Source organism: Ruegeria sp. AM9 (assembly GCF_056540565.1).
Window position 1 is genome coordinate 345,305 of record NZ_JBQFWY010000002.1, and the last position, 17,788, is coordinate 363,092.

A 17,788-nucleotide genomic window follows, 5' to 3' on the forward strand; every position below is an offset into this window, starting at 1 on the left:
TATTTTTGAAAAGATGAAGCATCAGGAGAACTCTCTCCATGTCCATCCCGGACGTTTGGCGGTGATGGCGTCCTTGATCTCTTGCGGCGGCTCGGTGGTCTGGGCCGAGTACGTGCCGAACACTTCCAGCGTGTTCGTGCAGCGGGCGGCGTGGAACCACTTGCCGCAGCCATTCACATGGCGCCAGCGTTCAAAGTGAACACCTTTGGGGTTTTCACGCATGAACAGATAGTCGTGGAAATCGTCATCCGACGAGCCCGGACCGAAACGCTTCAGATGCGCTTCGCCACCAGCGGCCAGTTCGGTTTCTTCGGCGTCGACGCCGCAATAGGGGCAATTCAGGATCAGCATATGGTCATCCTTTTTGGCGGTCGGTCGGCGCGGTGGCCGACCAGAATTCTGTTAGCGGGCGACTTCGGGCAGAGCCCTTAGTGCGCCACCCCGGCGGCAACGCTTTCGTCAATGAAACGGCCCTGTTTGAACCGGTCCATCGTGAAGGCCTCGGTCAGCGGTGAATGGCCGGTGGCCATCAGCTGTGCCATGCCCCAGCCGGACCCCGGGATCGCCTTGAAGCCACCGGTGCCCCATCCGCAGTTGATGAAGCAGTTGCCCAGGGGCGTCGTCGACAGGATGGGCGAGCGGTCGCCGGTCATGTCCACGATACCGCCCCACTGGCGCAGCATCTTCAGGCGCGAGATCATCGGGAAAGTCTCGACCAGAGCACGCACCGTTTCCTCGATATGGTGGAACGAGCCGCGCTGGGTGAAGTTGTTGTAGGCGTCCGTACCACCGCCGATCACCATCTCGCCCTTGTCGGACTGAGACATGTAACCGTGCACGGTGTTGGCCATGACAACCACGTCCATGCAGGGTTTGATCGGCTCGGAAACCAGCGCCTGCAGGGCCACGGCCTCAAGCGGCAGACGGAAACCCGCCATCTCGGCCAGTTGACCGGAATGGCCTGCGACGACGATGCCCAGCTTGTCACAATCGATGGCGCCCTTGGTCGTGTCGACGCCGACGACGCGACCGTTTTCCGACCGGATGCCTTTGACTTCGCACTGCTGGATGACGTCCATCCCCATGGCCGAACATGCACGCGCATAGCCCCAGGCCACGGCGTCGTGGCGGGCGGTGCCACCGCGTTCCTGCCAGAGACCGCCCAGAACCGGATAGCGCGGGCCATCCAGATTGATGATCGGCACCAGCTGTTTTACGCGCTCAGGGCCGATCCACTCGGTTTTCACGCCCTGCAAAGCGTTGGCGTGCGCCGTGCGCTGATAGCCGCGGATTTCGTGCTGAGTCTGCGCCAGCATGATCACACCACGCGGGCTGAACATGATGTTGTAGTTCAGGTCCTGGCTCAGATCCTCATAAAGGCTGCGTGCTTTTTCATACAGTGCCGCCGACGGGTCCTGCAGGTAGTTCGACCGGATGATGGTCGTGTTCCGACCGGTGTTACCGCCGCCCAGCCAGCCTTTTTCGATGACAGCGACGTTTTGGATGCCGTAGTTCTTGCCAAGGTAATAGGCGGTCGCCAGACCATGTCCGCCAGCGCCAATGATGATGACGTCATAGCGTTTCTTGGGTTCGGGCGAGCGCCACGCGCGCTCCCACCCGGTGTGATAGCGCAGGGCCTCCCGCGCCACAGCAAAGGCTGAGTAGTGTTTCATGAGCGAATCCATCCGGTTCGGTGATTGGCGCAGGTATGCCGCGTGCGGACAGTTTAGCCCTGCCACGCAACGCCACAATATAGAACTATTGCGACATCCGCCCGATTATTGCGACAAGACGTCCTCGCGCGGCCATTTGCCCCTTTTTTCGCCCTGCCGAGAGGTCTAAGTCAGGGCAGCCATATCGGAGATACCATGTCGTTCCTGGTCGTCACAATCCTAACCGCGCTGCTGACGGCGCTGATCCTGGGCCTTTCGCTGTTGCGTGGTCGCAAAACGCGCGAGCCTGCCGCAGCCTATGACCTGCGCGTCTATCGCGAGCAGTTGGCCGGCGTCGACAAGGATCTGGCGCGCGGTGTGATCGGCGAGGCCGACGCTGAGCGGGTCCGCACAGAGATCTCACGTCGCATTCTGGCCGCCGACGCGCAGATGCAGGCCGGAACCAAGCAGGCCGGGGCACCGATGTGGGCCACTATTGCCGCTTTTGTCGTTATCGCCGCGATCGTGGTTGGCGGCGGGGCTCAATTGTACCGTCAGATGGGGGCCGCCGGGCTTCCGGATCAACCCCTGTCGCTGCGCAAGGAGCAGGCCGAAGCCCTGCGTGCCGAGCGCCCCAGCCAGGCCGAAGCTGAAGACGCGGCGCAGCCCGCCGAGGCACCGCAATTGGATGAGAGTTACGCCAATCTTTTGGCACAGTTGCGCGACACTGTTGCAGCACGCCCGGACGACCTGCAAGGCCACATCCTGCTGGCGCAGCACGAGGCAAACGCGGGCAATTTCAAGGCCGCCTACACAGCGCAGCAGCGCGTCATAGAACTGTCAGGCGATGCGGCACCTGCCGATGCCTATTCTCATCTGGCCGAGATGATGATCCTGTCCGCAGGCGGCTATGTCTCACCCGAGGCAGAAGAGGCCTTGAAGCAGGCGCTTCAGCGTGACCCGCGCCATGGTCCGGCGCAGTATTACCTGGGGCAGATGATGGTTCAGATCGGACGCCCCGACGTTGGATACCGAATCTGGGTCGATGCCCTGCGCGATGCCCCGGCCGGTGCGCCGTGGGCGGGTGCTATCCGCGCGCAACTGGACGAGCTGGCCTTCCGTGCGGGCGTTTTCAACGCGCCGGACATCCCCGCCCCCGCCGCCGCCGGACCCAGTCAGGATGACGTCGACGCCGCCGCCGCGCTGACTCCGGAAGAGCGGCAAGAGATGATCAGGGGCATGGTCGACCAACTGTCTGAACGCCTTGCCAGCGAAGGTGGCTCGCCCGAGGAATGGGCTCGCCTGATCGCAGCCCTTGGCGTTTTGGGCGAGGGTCAACGCGCCATCGATATCAAAAACGAGGCGATGGAAGTCTTTGCAGGTAACGCCGAGGCTATTGAACTGATCGACGCCGCCGCGATGCAGGCCGGGATCGCACAATGATCCACGACGCGTTCGAGGATTTCGCAACCGCGCTGACGCCGATGACCGCGCTGATGGGGCTGGATCTGGGGGAAAAAACCATTGGCGTGGCGGTCTCGGACCGGATGCGCGGCGTGGCCAGCCCTCTGGAAACCGTACGGCGCAAAAAATTCACGCTGGATTCTGCCCGCCTGCTTGAAATCATCGCCGACCGCGAGATCGGCGGCGTCATCCTCGGCCTGCCGAAAAACATGGACGGAACCGAAGGCCCCCGCTGCCAATCGACCCGCGCCTTTGCCCGCAACCTGTCCCGCCTGACCGAGGTTTCGATCGGCTTTTGGGATGAACGACTCAGCACCGTTGCGGCCGAAAAGGCGCTTTTAGAGGCGGATACGACACGAAAACGTCGCGGAGAGGTTATCGATCACGTCGCCGCAGGCTATATTCTACAAGGAGCGCTGGACAGGCTGCGCTTTCTGTAACGGACGGAGTGGGCCGATGACAAACATGGTTTGGAAAAGGAACGAGGTCGAAAGCCCGTGCGTCCAGATCTGTGTCGTGCATCCGACCGAGCGGATCTGCACCGGCTGTTTTCGCACAATCGACGAGATTTCGCGCTGGTCCAAAATGGACAGCACCGAGCGTGCAGAAATCATGGACGATCTGCCCTCGCGCAAACCCCGTCTGGCCAAGCGCCGCGGCGGTCGTTCCGCGCGGACGAACAACACGTAACCCATTTCCCGAAAATCAGTTTGAACTGAACCTGCGCCGCTGCAGGCTGGTGTGAACTTCGAGGGGGTCAAGTTCGAACACGTGTGGTGAGTGAGTGGCAGTCCACAGCGGCGCGCTTCAGAATTTGCGTTCCTCCGAAGTGGTACAGCGGAAGAACACGCCCTTCTTAACCTTTTCTTGATCGATCAATCAAGAATAACCCGGCCTACCCTGACGTCAGCTTAAGCCGCCTATTAACGCCCTACCCGGCGGCCAGCCAGGATTTTGCGTTTTCGATCTCTTCCGAGGGAAAGAACTGAGTGCGGGTTCCCAGAATATGGCTGGCCGCTTTCTGCGCGATGTGCTGCCAGGTTTTGTCCCCCACGATGGCCGCGCGGTTCAGCAGCCCGACGTGTTTGCGCACCAGCTGGAAATGCGACGCCAGCGCCGTAAGCCCCTGCCAGCCATCAAATTCGCGCAGATCAACCAGCAACCGAAACCCGCTTTTGCCCACCAGCAGGTTGTCCAGCTCCACCTCGGCCCGCGCATATTCTTCGGGGTCCAGCTTGCCCAGCAGGCTGACCTGAACACAGGGGCCACCCAGATCGATCACATGGATGGCGCCCAGAGATTCACGCATCCAACGGCGCGCGGCCTCAAGTTCGGACAGTTCGAAAACCTGCACCGGGCATGGCAGGATCGGAGAGGCCAACCGGATACCGGTCTGCACCCAGCCCTGATCCGCCGCCACGGCAATCCGGTCGAACCCGCGCCAATGGCTGAGGCCCAACTTGGTGTCCGCCCAGGCCGCGCCCAGATCGTAGCCTTTGAACTCTGGCTGAACCACCGCAAGCAGGCGCACCGTGTCATGTTCGGCCAGTGCAGCCTCAATCGCGGGGACCAGCGTGTCGCTGTAATCGCTGCTGGTCACCTCACCGGACAGCTCAACTTCGAGCAGCGCGCCGTGAGAATTCCTGTGGACCGTAATCATCGGGTAAAACCTCCAAACCTTAACAATGGCAGGACGTTAGGCGGTTTCGATCCATTCGGCTACTCCCCCGACGCATTCGGGGCGGAAATAGGCAATCATACGTCCATCCGGCCCGGTCGAGGCCCCCTCGCCCCACGGGGCGACGCCGTGCAGGCAGTGACGGTGCAGCAGATAGGCCTCGCCCGGTTTGGCAGGCAGTTCCAGGCGCGGGCAGGTTTCAAACACCTCACGACGGGCGGCCTGATAGATATCCGTTATGTCCACCTGATGCAGGGCGTCGCGGGGATACCCGCCCAGCGCGCGTTCGAACGCGGCGTGCAGAATCTTGTGGCTGCCCTCCCATAACACCATTGGCGCAGCATCCGCGCTGGCGTCGGTCAGGGGGATACCCAGTATCCAGGCATGAGGCTCATCCACCCGCCGCCGTCGATCCGGCCCCATCGGCCGCAACCCATCCACATGTGCGGCGTCGCGTTTCAGACGATATCGCGCGGCACTGTCGCCTTCGCCCCGCCGTGGACGCGGATAGCCGGGGTAGATGACCGAGACCTGCCCCTTGTGCAGCGGCAGCTGTCCGTACTGCCGGGTGATAAAGTCCATGGCCTGCCCGGACAGCGCGCCTGACTGTCCGACCCGGCCCTGCGGGTCGTTGTCCAAGGCGTCGACACCTATGAACCACGTGCCTTCGCAATCCAGCCATTCGGCATGGGCCGGGTCGGTGACCGACGCCCGAGCCGCAGGTACAGCATGCCTAACCCAACCGGCCAGCACCGGATCATAGGGAAACCTTATCCAACCCTTATCGTGAAAATCGCTCATAGTCCCAGCGCCTTGCGCAGCATGTTCAGGGCGACCAGCGTCAGGAACACCGCAAAGACGCGCTTGAGCGGCTTGGGGTCCATGGCATGGGCCAGCTTTACCCCCCAGGGCGCGGTGATCATCGTCATGGCGACGACAATTGCGAAGGCCACCAGATTGACCGCCCCGATGGTCAGCGGCGGGCGGTGTTCCGGTGCAATACCCAGAAACAGAAAGCCCAAGACCGAAGGCACCGCGATGATCACGCCGAACCCGGCTGCGGTGGCAACGGCGCGATGAATGGGCGTGTTGAACAGGCTCATCAGCGGCACCCCGAAACTGCCGCCTCCGATCCCCATCAGCACCGACAGAAACCCAACCGAGGGCGACAGCACCGCGCGACGGATACCCTTGGGCATGGCATCGCCCAGCCGCCATTCGGATTTACCCAGCCCAAGATAGGCGCCGATGACCATTCCCAGCAGGCCGAACAGCGCCTGCAATGCCTCGGTCCGCAGCGCCGAGGCGACCAGCACTCCGACAATTGCCCCCAACGCAATCCCCGGCCCCCAGCCGCGCAGGATATCCCAATCCACTGCGCCCTTCTTGTTATGCGCCAGCACGGATCTGATCGAAGTCACGATGATCGTCGCCAGAGAGGTCGCCAGACACAGCTGCATCAACTGCGGGCCACCATAGCCAAGCGTCTGGAACGCATAGAAAAACGCGGGCACCAGCACGATACCACCGCCCACGCCCAGCAATCCGGCCAGCACACCGGCCAGCGCCCCGATCACAAGCAAAAGGCCCAGCATCTGGGCCAGCAACATCGTCTCGGGCATTGTTCCCCCTTACCGATCTTCGTTCGTTCAAGCCTCGGCGAGAGGCGCTACGCGCTCCAGCGCCTGCAGCATCACCTCGGGGCCTGCGCCCTCGTGCACCGCGCCTTCCGACAGGGCCCGCCGCCACGCCCGCGCGCCGGGACGCCCGGCAAACAGGCCCAGCATATGACGGGTGATCTGGTGCAAGCGTCCCCCTTCGGCAAGGTGACGTTCGACATAGGGCACCATTTTTTGAACAACTTCAATCGGGTCGGTCGCGTGCCCGGTTCCAAAAATCACCGGGTCAGCGTCGGCCAGAATATCGGTCGGCTGGTGATAGGCGGCTCGTCCGATCATGACACCGTCCAGCCCCGCATCGAGATGCTTTCGTGCCTCATCCAGCGACGCAATACCCCCATTGATCGAGACATGCAGTTCGGGAAACGCCGCCTTCATCCGGTGCACCAGATCATAGTCCAGCGGCGGAATATCCCGGTTCTCTTTCGGGCTGAGCCCCTGCAGCCAGGCCTTGCGCGCGTGGATCGTCACCCGTTGGCACCCCACGGCACTAATCTGTTCCAGAAAAGCGGGCAGCACCTCTTTGGGGTCCTGTTCATCCACGCCGATGCGGCATTTCACGGTAACCTCAACATCCACCGCTTCGCGCATTGCGGAAACACATTCCGCCACCCGGCCCGGATCTTTCATCAACACCGCCCCGAACGTGCCGGATTGCACCCGGTCCGAGGGGCAGCCGCAGTTCAGGTTGATCTCGTCGTACCCCGCATCCGCCCCGAACCGCGCCGCCTGCGCCAGTTCTTCCGGATCAGAGCCGCCAAGCTGCAGCGCGACCGGGTGCTCTTGCGGGCTGTAGTCCAACAGATGCATCGCCCCACCGCGCACCAACGCCGGAGCCGTTACCATTTCGGTATAGAGCAACACCTGCCCACTCAGCAGCCTGTGCACATAGCGGCAGTGCCGATCGGTCCAGTCCATCATGGGCGCCACGCTAAAACGCGCTGCTTTTTGTGTGGTGTCTTTCACAGCGTCAGCTCCGTTTTCAGCCGGGGCGGTGCAACAGGCCCTTCCCGGCTGCTCGCGTCTGTCCAAGGGCATTTGATTCGAGTGCGCTAGGGTGTAGCACATCCGTAGGGAACGGACAGCGGGTTGCAACCCGTCGCCGGTCGATTGCCAATTGCGCGGCGCCGCCTACGCTTTTCGACCTTCATCAATAGGCAAAACGCGGCGCGGCAAGGAGTAGCCGAGAACCCGAGACGAAAAACGATCAGCCCTGCGCGATCAACTGGCCCATCAGACCAAAGCCGCGTGCGGCAACAACCGGATTGAAGATTTCGACGTATTCCGTGATCTCACCGGATTTGTTGAACGTGAAGGTCGAGTAGTATTCGTTGTTGTACCAACCCGCACCATCCTTCAGCTTGATCCGGCCTGTGTAGCGAGCGAACACCCCCTGCCCGCCCTCCATCGCGCAGAGCTCGTGGATCAGGAAGGTCATACCATCAAAGTTCGGAAAGGTCGGTGCCCAATAGGCCTCAATCGCGTCGCGACCTTCGGCGCCGGTTGGGAAAACCCCGCAATGATAAGGGTTGATGTGCACGCCCCCTGCGGCGAACAGGGCAGCAACAGCTGCCGCATCCTCGGCTTCCAATGCCGTGAAAAAGGCGCGCACGGTGGCTTTGTTGCGTTCGGATATCGAAATCACTTCATTCTTCTCCGTCTTTGGGGCTTGGGACATTGATCAAGGGGACCATTGCCCGGCCTTTTGCATTGCGGGGCCGTTGATCAGTTCCCGCTCCCTGCCCGCTGGGCGGCCACGGCAACCAGATCACGGGAACCGGTTTCCCATAAGGCCGTCATTGTCAGACCTGAGACCTTCCAGCCCTCGGCATCGCGGATCAATCTATAGTCGTACCGCCCACCAAGGACCCAGAAATCCTGCCCAATCCTGTGCGTCGCGGTGAAATCCGCTTGTGCGGTGGCGCGATCGCCGTCAATCGAAGTGATCGTTTCGTTAGTGACCATGTGATGCGTCACCTCGAACCCCGGAAGGAAGCCGGACCATTGCGCGATCACGTCGTCCGCCGCTTCGGTGGCTGGTTCTCCACCCCACAGACTGGTGTAATCCAGCGTGACCTCATCTGCGAATGCACCCCGCACGCGATCCCAGTCATGACGGTCCGCACCCGCTGCGATGCTGGTGATCGCAGCATTGATCCGGGCGGTATCATCCGCAAAGGACGGCAAAGCTGCGACGGTGGTTGCGGCGGCCAAAATCGGCAAGAGTTTCATGCTCATCTCCTACAAAGTCCTCGGGGTAAGGCCATCGCGCCGCGCTTGGGCGCCGCGATGGGCTCTATTCGGCTTAGTCGCCCTGTGCGGAACCGGCTGCGAAATGCGCGGCAACGGTATCGGCGGCGCGGGTTACGTCCTCGGGGTTGTCATAGAAATCGAACTGCGTGACGTCCTCGAGCATCTTCAGCGTCGCGTCGCCTGCGAACCCTTCCAGAAAGGTACGCATACCCTGCGGGATGGCGGCGGCTTCGGAATGCACAACCGCCAGAGGCTGCGTCAGACGGCTGGGGTTGTCCGCCGGATAGTATGTCAGCCAGCCTTCCCAGCCCGCATTGTTCCACTGATTGTCATATTCCGGGATCGCCCCGCGTTCGGGCTCATAGTAATAACCGCCGATCGGCATCAGTACGCCTTCGGCCCCTTCGGGACCGGCTGCCGGGATGATCTGGCCACCGGCGGCCTCGGCGGCGCGGCTGACCTCGATCAGACCTGACACACCTTCGGCCCCGCCATATACGGCCTTGACGATCTCGGCGTTCTGCAGCCATGGGGCGACCAGACCGATCCGCTGCACCAGATCATTGCCGGCCACCGCGTCGACCATGTACCCGGCCGAGGCGCAGATGCCCAAAGCGTTGATATGCGCCGCGTTAACTTCCGGCAGCGTGGCGACGAATTCAAACGCGGCGCGGATGTCCGAAGTTTTGGCCTCGGGGCTTTCGACGAAACGCACATGATGCGGCAAGTCACCGGATTTGCCCCAGCCGCGGAAGTCGAAGGTGAAGGCCGCAAAGCCGCGCCCGACCATTTCCTCGGCATAGACGCGGGGCATCTGTTCCTGCACGGAGGTCCAGGCGCCGGTCACAACGACGACGGGCAGTTTCTGGCCGTCATACCCTTCGGGCAGGTAGAGTGTGCCCGACAGCGTCGCACCTTCGTTTTCGAACGTCACGATGCGGGTTTCAACCTGCGCCATAGCAGCGGTTGAGGCCATTAGCAGTGCGGCGGTTCCAAGGGCAGTTTTCGTCATTGCCGTATCTCCTGATCTCATGTGGTGAGAACCTCACCTGATGACCAGAACTTACGCGCGCCCCTGGGGTTTTGATTGAAACATACAGCCTGAGTTTTGAAGGATCGCGCTATTTCTTGTCTGAAACGCGTTGGCCGCGAAACTGTTTCGGGGTCTGCCCCGTGATCTTCTTGAAACTTCGCGAGAAATGCGCCTGATCAGCGAACCCGCAGGCGGCAGAGATCTCGGCGAAGCTCTGGTCCGGCTCGGACAGCATCCGGATCGCCTGCTCGATCCGGTAGGCCATGACGTATTGCATGGGGGTGGTGCCCAGCGTCTCTTTGAACACCCGGTTAAAGTGAGATTTGCTCATCGCCGCCTCGGCCGCCAGATCGTCAACAGTGATCGTCTGATCCAGATGCGCGCGGATATGGGCCAGAACCCTGTTGTAGTGGGCCGACGTAAACCGCGCGCTCAGTGCCACGTCCTCGGGTCGGCGGCGGCCGTATTTCTGTAGCAGCTTGACGAGAAAGACACGGCTCATCGCCTCGAACATCACGGCCGAGGACATATCATCGTTCTCAAGCGCATCGCGCAGAATGACGCCTGCCGCACAAAGATCGGGGTCCGAGAATTGCGGCAGGTCCTCGAACTGCTTCGGTTCCAGCAGCAGCCCAAGCTCGGATTGCGCGAACTTCTCGACCTTTTGCGGGTCGATGGTGATCACGATGACATTCGATTTCGCGAACCAGCGCCAGCCCGACCGCGTGCCCGCCGGCGTGACGATGATGTCATGCAGGTTGAAGGTGAAATCCCGCAGCTCTCCGTTGCGCATATTCTGCACCCGATGCGGCGTGGGATTAAGGTTCAGCAGTATGTGGTGCTCATCAAACACATCCTCGGGCATACTGCCGGGATCAGCCTGAAAATAGCGAACCGACATCAGTGCCGCCGCCGACATATGCGCGGCGTCTTCGCTGCTCAGGAGTGGGGCGGACGGGTAGATCTCGTCATACAACCGCGGCAAGGCTACGCGTCCTCTGGTCTGGAAACGGATCGATATCGCAACATGAAAGGCCCGAACTGACGATCCGGCGCCTAGTCTGACGCCCGTGTGCCATAGCGGCTGAGGATCAGGTCGACGCTGCTGTCGATTGTTGCGGTCATGTCCTCTTTGCTCAGCACACCACCGGTGAACATCATCGGCCAGAACGCCTTGGCCTTGATCAGGCCGATGAATTCCTGCCCGGCTCGCTCGGGGTCTTCGATCTGCAATTGCCCGTCATCTGCGGCATCTTTCAGCATGGTGACAAAGATCGACGTCTTGTCCAGCTTGCCCTGCGCCGCAGCTGCCATCTCGGGGTTGCGCAAAGTTTCGCTGATCACCATCCGCGCCATGGCGATAACCTCGGGCATCATCAGAATCCGCCCTTCGGCCCAGGCAAGCTCGGTCAGTTGCTCGCGGATATCGCGGCCCGGTTTGTACCTGATATCGCGCACGGCAGCGAACCGGTTGGACAGCTCGATCACAATCGAACGAAACAGGTTTTCCTTGCTTTCGAAGTACTTGTACAGCGTGCGTTTGGACACTTCGGCGCGGGCGGAAATACGGTCCATGCTGGCCGCGGCGAATCCCTTTTCCTGGAATTCGGCTACGGCGGCTTCGATGATCTGGGCCTGTTTGGACGCATTCGGTGCGCAGCAATCGCTCATGTTTCAAAGCTATAGACCCATTGACAGAGCAAGGTCAAACACCAGGTAAACCCACGGGTTTACACGGACAGAGGTGTCACATACAGTAAACCCGCCAGTTTACCGACTCAGGTAACCAGCCCAACATGGAGAGTCCCCTCATGGCCCTGACCTTGAACCTGAACGGCAAGACCCACTCGGTCGACGCCGAACCCGGCACCCCCCTGCTGTGGGTAATCCGGGATGAACTTAAGTTGACCGGAACCAAATTCGGCTGCGGCGTCGCATCCTGCGGCGCCTGCACCGTGCACCTGAACGGTGAGCCCGTGCGCTCGTGCCAGACCTTTATCGAAGACGTCGAAGATGCCGAGGTCACCACGATCGAAGCGGTGGGTGGCGACAAGATCGGCGCAGCCGTCCAACAGGCCTGGATCGAGCTGGACGTGGTCCAGTGCGGCTACTGCCAGTCGGGTCAGGTGATGTCGGCCGTTGGGTTGCTGTCCGAAAACCCGAAACCCAGCGTCGAAGAAATCGACGATTACATGTCCGGCAACGCCTGTCGCTGTGCCACCTATCAACGCATCCGCGCCGGTATCCAGCGCGCTTCTGAGATTCTGGAGGTTTGATCCATGACCATCAACACCTCCCGCCGTGGGTTTCTGAAAGGTGCCGCTGCTGCCGGTGCCGTCCTGTTGGTTGGCGCGCGCCCCGATGGCGTGTTGGCTGCCGGATCGACCGAGACCGCTCAGTTCAACCCGTTCGTGAAGATTGACGCTGATGGCACCGTCACCGCCATCGTCAAGCATTTCGAAAAGGGTCAGGGCCCCGCAACCGGTCTGCCGACGCTGATCGCCGAGGAAATCGGCCTGACCATGGATCAGATCGAATACGAATTCGCGCCCTCAGATCCGAACGTCTACAACAACCTGCTGTTTGGCCCCTTCCAGGGCACCGGCGGGTCAACCGCGATGGCAAACTCGTGGCTGCAATACCGTCAGGCCGGGGCCGCTGCACGCGAGATGCTGATCAACGCCGCCGCCCAAAGCTGGGGCGTGGATGCATCCGGCATCACCATCGAGGAAGGCATCGTCAAGGCCGGTGACAAATCGGCCCCGATTGCTGACTTCGTGGCCGCTGCGTCTCAACTGGAGGCCCCGGCCGAGCCGCGCCTGAAGGACCCGACCGAATTCCGCCTGATCGGCAATGAAGCCGTGCGCCGCAAGGATTCGGCGATCAAAGGCAACGGTCAGGCAATGTACGCCATGGACGTTCACCTGCCGAACCAGATGGTCGCCATGATCAAGCGCCCGGAATCAAAAGGAGGCGTCGCCAAGAGCTTTGACGACAGCGCGTCGAAAGAGGTCAAAGGCTATATCAACGCCGCCGTTCTGCCCAATCAGGCGGGCGTCGCGGTCTATGCCGAAAACACCTGGGCTGCGATCCAGGCACGTGACGCGCTTGAAGTCGAATGGGACATGTCCGCTGCGGAAACCCGCGACTCGGACCAGATCAAGGCCGAGATCATGGCCGCGCTTGACGCCGAGCCCGCGTATAACGTGAACAAGGCGGATGCGGCCGCGGTGTCGGCGGCCATCGACGGGGCGGACAAGGTTGTCGAAAAGACCATCTACTTCCCGCTGCTGGCCCATGCGCCGATGGAGCCGCTGAACTGCACCATCGAACAGACCGCCGAAGGTGATATCATCCTGCATGACGGCGCACAAATGCCGACCGGCCCGCATATGGCCTATCAGCAGATTTTCCAACTGCCGCCCGAGAAAATCCACATCAAAACCATGCTGGCCGGTGGCTCGTTCGGTCGTCGTGCGACCCCCGACGCGGATTATCAGGTCGAGGCCGCGCTGGCTTTTGCGGTCACCGACCGGTCCCGCCCGGTCAAGCTGGTCTGGACGCGCGAGGATGACATCCGCAGCGGGTACTATCGCCCCGCCTTCGGCCACAAGGTCCGCGTTGGTCTGGACGCCGATGGCAACATCGTCGGATGGCACCATCAGGTTGCCGGGCAGTCGGTCATCAAAGGCACACCGTTCGAAGCGGTCCTTGTGCATGACGGGATCGATCACAGCTCGGTCGAAGGGATTGCCGACAGCCCGTACAAAATCCCGGGAATGGCCGTGGGCCTGACCGACACGCCCAAGGCCACAACGGTTCTGTGGTGGCGCTCGGTGGGTCACACCCACACTGGCTATACGATGGAGACCATGATGGATCTGGTCGCCGAGGCCGCAGGCCGTGACCCGGTTGAGTTCCGTCTGGCGCATTTGGCCGACTCAAGTGACGCCGACCAGCAACGCAAAGCTGGCGTGCTGAAACTGGTCGCTGAAAAGGCGGGATGGGGCAACGCACCGGCAGGCCGGGCGCAGGGCATTGCCGTGCACAAGTCCTTTGGGTCCTATGCTGCGCAAGTTGTCGAGGTCTCGGGCGATCCGGAAAGTGGCATCAAGATCGAAAAGGTTACCTGCGCCGTGGATTGCGGAATTGCTGTGAACCCCGACGTGGTGCGGGCGCAGATGGAAGGCGGTATCGGCTACGGTATCGGCCACGTCATGCGCAATCAGATCACGCTGACCGGAGGGGCCGTCGACCAGTTCAACTTCCCCGATTACGAGCCTCTGCGCATCGGTGATATCGCGGCAATCGACGTCCATATCGTACCGTCCGCCGAAGCGCCGACCGGTGTCGGCGAACCCGGCACGCCGCCCTCGGCCCCGGCCCTTGCCAATGCGATCCGGGCGCTTTCGGGCGTCAAGGTCAGTTCGCTGCCGATGGCAGATAACGGCGTCAATTTCGTCTGACGTCCTCTCGCTCCGCGCCATCCCCCTCTGGCGCGGAGCCCTTCGCCTGCATCCTGCAGCCAATTAATTTGATCAAATTTCGTGACAAGTCGCGCAGTCTCGATTACATCTCGGACATCCCGAGTGATGGAGACCCCGATGGACCTGAGCGCCCTGCACAGTTTTCGCGTCGCCGCCTGTGACCTGAACGGTCAGATGCGGGGCAAGCGTGTGCCGCCCTCTTATGCCGACAAGCTGAGCAAAGGCACGGTGCGGATGCCGTTCTCTGCGCTGAACGTGGACCTGTGGGGCGCGGATATCGACGGCAGTCCCCTTGTCTTTGAATCCGGCGATGCGGATGGGATGCTGCTGCCGACGGATCGCGGGCCGGTGCCGATGCCGTGGCTGGCGGCGGACACGGCGCTGGTTCCGATGTGCCTGTATGATGACGCGGGCGCACCTTTTGCCGGAGACCCGCGGCATGCTCTGGCCGCGGTGTTGCAGCGCTACGCCCAGCGCGGCTGGTCCGTGATCGCGGCAACCGAGCTGGAATTCACCCTGCTCGACGCCTCGGGCACGCAACCGCAGCCTCCGATCAACCCGGTGACCGGGCGGAGGCTGGCCGATGAATCCGTTCTGTCCATGGCCGAAATGGACGCGTTCGACGCCTTCTTCACCGAGCTTTATGACGGGTGTGCCGCGATGGGCATTCCCGCACAGACGGCGATATCCGAAAGCGGTATCGGCCAGTTCGAGATCAACCTGAACCATCAGGACGCCCTGCGCTGCGCCGATGATACGTGGTTTTTCAAGACCTTGACGCGCGGCCTTGCCCGCAAGCACGGGTTCACGGCCACGTTCATGTCCAAGCCTTACGCAGGCGATGCGGGCAATGGGATGCATGTGCATTTCTCGGTCGTGGACGATCAGGGCCGGAACGTGTTCGACAATGGCGGGCCCGAAGGCACCGAACTGCTGCGCCACGCAGTCGCCGGATGTCTGACGGCAATGCCGGGCTGCACCCTGATCTTTGCTCCGCACGGCAATTCCTACACGCGGCTTGTGCCCGGCGCACACGCCCCGACCGGCGCAAGCTGGGCCTATGAAAACCGCACCGCTGCGATCCGCATCCCCGGAGGTGCGCCCGCCGCGCGACGGATCGAGCATCGCGTCGCGGGCGGCGACATCAACCCCTATCTGATGCTGGCCGCCGTGCTGGGCGCCGCGATGAACGGGATCGAGGACGAGACCGAACCGCCCGCCCCGATCTCGGGCAACGCTTACGAAATCGACGGCCTGCCGCAACTGGCAAGCGACTGGACCTCGGCGATTGACACCTTTGAAACCGACCCGCTGGTCGCACGTATCTTTCCTGCCGACCTGATCCGCTTTTTCGCCATGACTAAGCGGCAGGAAATCCGGCGCTTTGGTGAACGTCCGCCGGATGAGCACTGGCTCAGCTATCTCGAAGCGGTTTGACCCCCTTGCCCGACCGGATTCGGTGGGTTAGAATAAATTTGATCAAATTTGGTGACCTATGAAAATCGGCATCCTTGTGACCGGCCACCCGCCCGACGAATTGCACAACCAGTTCGGCGCCTATGACGCGATGTTTCGCACGCTTCTGGAAGGCAACGGCTTTGAGTTCGAAAGCTATGCTGTGGTCGACAATCAGTTCCCCGACAGCGCGGATCAGGCCGATGGCTGGATCATCACCGGCTCGCGCCACGGGGCGTATGAGGACCACGCGTGGATTCCTCCGCTGGAAGACCTTATTCGCGAGATCGGGAAAAACGGCCAGCCTCTCATCGGCGTCTGTTTCGGCCACCAGGTCATTGCGCAGGCACTTGGTGGCAAAGTCGAAAAGTTCTCGGGCGGCTGGGCCGTCGGGCGGACGGATTATGACTATGACGGGCAGACGGTGACCCTGAATGCCTGGCATCAGGATCAGGTTGTCGAATTGCCCCAAGGCGCCAAGGTGACTGGCTCGAATGACTTCTGCCGCAACGCCATGATCGCCTATGGCGATACAATCTGGACCGTTCAAGCCCACCCGGAATACGGCGACGGCTTTATCAATGGCCTGATGGAAACCCGCGGCAAGGGCGTGGTGCCTGATGACCTGATGAAGGCAGCGGCCAACCGCCTGCCCACCAAAGATGACAATCCGAAGATCGCGCAGCACATGGCCGATTTTCTGAAGAAAGAGAGGGCCTGATGGCCGACTGGAAAGATCAGCTGCCACAGGCAGCCCGGACCTATATCGAAGGCCAGCGACTGGATGAGGTCGAGTGCATCATCTCGGACCTGCCCGGCATTGCCCGAGGCAAGGCGGTGCCTGCGTCAAAATTTGCCAAACAGACCTATTTCCACCTGCCCGACAGCATCTTTTACCAGACTATCACGGGTGACTGGGGCGAGGCCGCGGGCGAGGACGGGTTCATCGAACGCGACATGATCCTAAAGCCCGATTTCACCACCGCGTCGGCTGCACCCTGGACGGGGGACTGGACGCTGCAGGTGATCCATGACGCCTATGACCGGGACAACAACCCGATTCCGTTCAGCCCCCGCAACGTGCTGAAACGCGTCGTGCAACTGTACCACGACAAGGGCTGGAAGCCGGTTGTCGCACCTGAAATGGAGTTCTTTCTGGTTGCCCCGAACGTAGACCCGGCGCAGGGGATCAAACCGATGATGGGCCGTTCGGGTCGTCCGGCAGCCGCGCGTCAGGCCTATTCGATGACCGCGGTGGACGAGTTCGGCCCGGTGATCGACGACATCTATGACTTCGCCGAGCACCAGGGCTTCGAGATCGACGGCATCACCCAGGAAGGCGGCGCGGGTCAGTTGGAGATCAACCTGCGCCACGGCAACCCGGTCAAGCTGGCCGATGAGGTGTTCTATTTCAAACGCCTGATCCGCGAGGCCGCCCTGCGTCACAACTGCTTTGCCACCTTCATGGCGAAACCGATCGAGGATGAGCCGGGCTCAGCCATGCACATCCACCACTCGATCATCGATATCGAGACGGGGCAGAACATCTTCTCGGGCCCGCAAGGCGGTGAGACGGACGCGTTCTATCACTTCATCGCCGGGCTGCAGAACCACCTGCCCGCCGGTCTGGCGGTGATGGCGCCCTATGTGAACTCGTACCGCCGCTATGTGAAAGACCACGCCGCCCCGATCAATCTGGAATGGGCGCGCGATAACCGTACCACCGGCATCCGCGTGCCCCTGTCAGGCCCCGAGGCGCGCCGGGTCGAAAACCGCATCGCGGGAATGGACTGCAACCCTTACCTGGGCATCGCGCTGTCGCTGGCCTGCGGCTATCTGGGTCTGACCCAGCAGGAGCGCCCCCGCCGTCAGTTCTATGGCGACGCCTATGAGGGCGACGGTGATATCCCGCAGGTCATGGGCAACGCGCTGGACCTGTTCGACGAGGCCACCGCCCTGCATGACGTTCTCGGCCCCGAATTCGCCCGCGTCTATGGCATCGTCAAACGCGCCGAGTACGAGGAGTTTCTGCAGGTCATCTCTCCGTGGGAGCGTGAGCACTTGCTGATGAACGTCTGAGGCGCGCG

19 protein-coding genes are annotated in these 17,788 nt (G+C 61.8%); 8 read left to right on the top strand and 11 right to left on the bottom strand.

The features are described from left to right. Window positions 1-21 precede the first annotated feature (21 nt). Window positions 22-351, bottom strand: coding sequence for a sarcosine oxidase subunit delta (locus ACR0DO_RS06530; RefSeq protein WP_170671979.1), 330 nt, complete (start codon window positions 349-351; stop codon window positions 22-24). Between the two features lie 77 nt (window positions 352-428). Further along, window positions 429-1,673 carry a sarcosine oxidase subunit beta family protein gene (locus ACR0DO_RS06535; RefSeq protein ID WP_480557248.1) on the bottom strand — a complete coding sequence of 415 codons (1,245 nt, stop codon included), beginning with the start codon at window positions 1,671-1,673 and terminating at the stop codon, window positions 429-431. Window positions 1,674-1,868: 195 nt separating this feature from the next. Between ACR0DO_RS06535 and ccmI the strand changes: the two genes are divergently transcribed. Genes ccmI through ACR0DO_RS06550 form a run of 3 tightly spaced genes read left to right on the top strand, consistent with a single transcriptional unit; the run spans window position 1,869 to window position 3,806 of the window. After that, window positions 1,869-3,095: a c-type cytochrome biogenesis protein CcmI gene (ccmI, locus tag ACR0DO_RS06540; protein WP_480557250.1), complete on the top strand. Its 1,227-nt coding sequence runs from the start codon at window positions 1,869-1,871 to the stop codon at window positions 3,093-3,095. Then, window positions 3,092-3,556, top strand: a complete 465-nt coding sequence (gene ruvX / locus ACR0DO_RS06545) for a Holliday junction resolvase RuvX (RefSeq protein ID WP_480557252.1) — start codon at window positions 3,092-3,094, stop codon at window positions 3,554-3,556. Before ccmI ends, ruvX begins: the two co-directional genes overlap by 4 nt. A gap of 16 nt (window positions 3,557-3,572) precedes the next feature. Beyond that, window positions 3,573-3,806, top strand: a complete 234-nt coding sequence (locus ACR0DO_RS06550) for a DUF1289 domain-containing protein (protein ID WP_480557254.1) — start codon at window positions 3,573-3,575, stop codon at window positions 3,804-3,806. Window positions 3,807-4,047: 241 nt separating this feature from the next. Here the strand turns inward: ACR0DO_RS06550 and ACR0DO_RS06555 are convergent, their stop codons facing one another. From ACR0DO_RS06555 to ACR0DO_RS06595, 9 genes are all read right to left on the bottom strand, one after another. After that, a complete protein-coding gene (locus tag ACR0DO_RS06555) occupies window positions 4,048-4,776 on the bottom strand; it encodes a SpoIIAA family protein (protein WP_170443236.1) in 729 nt (242 codons plus the stop codon). A gap of 36 nt (window positions 4,777-4,812) precedes the next feature. Then, window positions 4,813-5,595 (bottom strand): hypothetical protein, encoded by a 783-nt coding sequence (locus ACR0DO_RS06560; protein ID WP_480557256.1) that lies wholly within the window; start codon window positions 5,593-5,595, stop codon window positions 4,813-4,815. Then, window positions 5,592-6,416 (bottom strand): sulfite exporter TauE/SafE family protein, encoded by an 825-nt coding sequence (locus ACR0DO_RS06565; RefSeq protein ID WP_480557258.1) that lies wholly within the window; start codon window positions 6,414-6,416, stop codon window positions 5,592-5,594. The genes ACR0DO_RS06560 and ACR0DO_RS06565 overlap by 4 nt, the downstream gene beginning before the upstream one ends. A 27-nt stretch (window positions 6,417-6,443) precedes the next feature. After that, a complete protein-coding gene (gene dusA / locus ACR0DO_RS06570) occupies window positions 6,444-7,439 on the bottom strand; it encodes a tRNA dihydrouridine(20/20a) synthase DusA (protein WP_480557260.1) in 996 nt (331 codons plus the stop codon). 241 nt (window positions 7,440-7,680) lie between these two features. Continuing rightward, the gene (locus ACR0DO_RS06575; protein ID WP_480557262.1) at window positions 7,681-8,118 is read right to left on the bottom strand and encodes a nuclear transport factor 2 family protein; all 438 of its coding nucleotides are present in this window, start codon (window positions 8,116-8,118) and stop codon (window positions 7,681-7,683) included. Window positions 8,119-8,198: 80 nt separating this feature from the next. Next, window positions 8,199-8,705 (bottom strand): nuclear transport factor 2 family protein, encoded by a 507-nt coding sequence (locus ACR0DO_RS06580; protein ID WP_480442781.1) that lies wholly within the window; start codon window positions 8,703-8,705, stop codon window positions 8,199-8,201. 73 nt (window positions 8,706-8,778) lie between these two features. After that, window positions 8,779-9,759, bottom strand: a complete 981-nt coding sequence (locus ACR0DO_RS06585) for an alpha/beta hydrolase (protein WP_480557264.1) — start codon at window positions 9,757-9,759, stop codon at window positions 8,779-8,781. Window positions 9,760-9,847: 88 nt separating this feature from the next. Then, entirely contained in the window at window positions 9,848-10,744 is an 897-nt protein-coding gene (locus ACR0DO_RS06590) for a helix-turn-helix domain-containing protein (RefSeq protein ID WP_480557266.1), read from the bottom strand. A gap of 71 nt (window positions 10,745-10,815) precedes the next feature. After that, the gene (locus tag ACR0DO_RS06595; protein ID WP_480557268.1) at window positions 10,816-11,430 is read right to left on the bottom strand and encodes a TetR/AcrR family transcriptional regulator; all 615 of its coding nucleotides are present in this window, start codon (window positions 11,428-11,430) and stop codon (window positions 10,816-10,818) included. A 140-nt stretch (window positions 11,431-11,570) separates the two neighbouring features. Here ACR0DO_RS06595 and ACR0DO_RS06600 point away from each other — a divergent pair, with 140 nt between their 5' ends. The 5 genes from ACR0DO_RS06600 (at window position 11,571) to ACR0DO_RS06620 (ending at window position 17,780) form a co-directional block, all read left to right on the top strand. Continuing rightward, on the top strand, window positions 11,571-12,035 hold the full coding sequence (locus ACR0DO_RS06600; protein ID WP_480557270.1) for a (2Fe-2S)-binding protein: 465 nt from the start codon (window positions 11,571-11,573) through the stop codon (window positions 12,033-12,035). A 3-nt stretch (window positions 12,036-12,038) separates the two neighbouring features. Then, window positions 12,039-14,225, top strand: coding sequence for a xanthine dehydrogenase family protein molybdopterin-binding subunit (locus ACR0DO_RS06605; protein ID WP_480557272.1), 2,187 nt, complete (start codon window positions 12,039-12,041; stop codon window positions 14,223-14,225). 138 nt (window positions 14,226-14,363) lie between these two features. Continuing rightward, entirely contained in the window at window positions 14,364-15,683 is a 1,320-nt protein-coding gene (locus ACR0DO_RS06610; RefSeq protein WP_480557274.1) for a glutamine synthetase family protein, read from the top strand. 58 nt (window positions 15,684-15,741) lie between these two features. After that, complete coding sequence (locus tag ACR0DO_RS06615; RefSeq protein ID WP_480557276.1) at window positions 15,742-16,422, top strand: type 1 glutamine amidotransferase; 681 nt, start codon at window positions 15,742-15,744, stop codon at window positions 16,420-16,422. Beyond that, window positions 16,422-17,780, top strand: coding sequence for a glutamine synthetase family protein (locus tag ACR0DO_RS06620; RefSeq protein WP_480557278.1), 1,359 nt, complete (start codon window positions 16,422-16,424; stop codon window positions 17,778-17,780). Before ACR0DO_RS06615 ends, ACR0DO_RS06620 begins: the two co-directional genes overlap by 1 nt. Window positions 17,781-17,788: the final 8 nt, after the last annotated feature.

Coding starts and splice junctions, on each gene's coding strand:
- ACR0DO_RS06610 (WP_480557274.1), top strand. CDS start 14,364: ATGGACCTGAGCGCCCTGCACAGTTTTCGCGTCGCCGCCTGTGACCTG.
- ACR0DO_RS06560 (WP_480557256.1), bottom strand. CDS start 5,595: ATGAGCGATTTTCACGATAAGGGTTGGATAAGGTTTCCCTATGATCCG.
- ACR0DO_RS06615 (WP_480557276.1), top strand. CDS start 15,742: ATGAAAATCGGCATCCTTGTGACCGGCCACCCGCCCGACGAATTGCAC.
- ACR0DO_RS06600 (WP_480557270.1), top strand. CDS start 11,571: ATGGCCCTGACCTTGAACCTGAACGGCAAGACCCACTCGGTCGACGCC.
- ACR0DO_RS06535 (WP_480557248.1), bottom strand. CDS start 1,673: ATGAAACACTACTCAGCCTTTGCTGTGGCGCGGGAGGCCCTGCGCTAT.
- ACR0DO_RS06585 (WP_480557264.1), bottom strand. CDS start 9,759: ATGAGATCAGGAGATACGGCAATGACGAAAACTGCCCTTGGAACCGCC.
- ACR0DO_RS06530 (WP_170671979.1), bottom strand. CDS start 351: ATGCTGATCCTGAATTGCCCCTATTGCGGCGTCGACGCCGAAGAAACC.
- ACR0DO_RS06620 (WP_480557278.1), top strand. CDS start 16,422: ATGGCCGACTGGAAAGATCAGCTGCCACAGGCAGCCCGGACCTATATC.
- ACR0DO_RS06550 (WP_480557254.1), top strand. CDS start 3,573: ATGACAAACATGGTTTGGAAAAGGAACGAGGTCGAAAGCCCGTGCGTC.
- ACR0DO_RS06580 (WP_480442781.1), bottom strand. CDS start 8,705: ATGAAACTCTTGCCGATTTTGGCCGCCGCAACCACCGTCGCAGCTTTG.
- ACR0DO_RS06595 (WP_480557268.1), bottom strand. CDS start 11,430: ATGAGCGATTGCTGCGCACCGAATGCGTCCAAACAGGCCCAGATCATC.
- ACR0DO_RS06605 (WP_480557272.1), top strand. CDS start 12,039: ATGACCATCAACACCTCCCGCCGTGGGTTTCTGAAAGGTGCCGCTGCT.
- ruvX (WP_480557252.1), top strand. CDS start 3,092: ATGATCCACGACGCGTTCGAGGATTTCGCAACCGCGCTGACGCCGATG.
- ACR0DO_RS06555 (WP_170443236.1), bottom strand. CDS start 4,776: ATGATTACGGTCCACAGGAATTCTCACGGCGCGCTGCTCGAAGTTGAG.
- ccmI (WP_480557250.1), top strand. CDS start 1,869: ATGTCGTTCCTGGTCGTCACAATCCTAACCGCGCTGCTGACGGCGCTG.
- ACR0DO_RS06565 (WP_480557258.1), bottom strand. CDS start 6,416: ATGCCCGAGACGATGTTGCTGGCCCAGATGCTGGGCCTTTTGCTTGTG.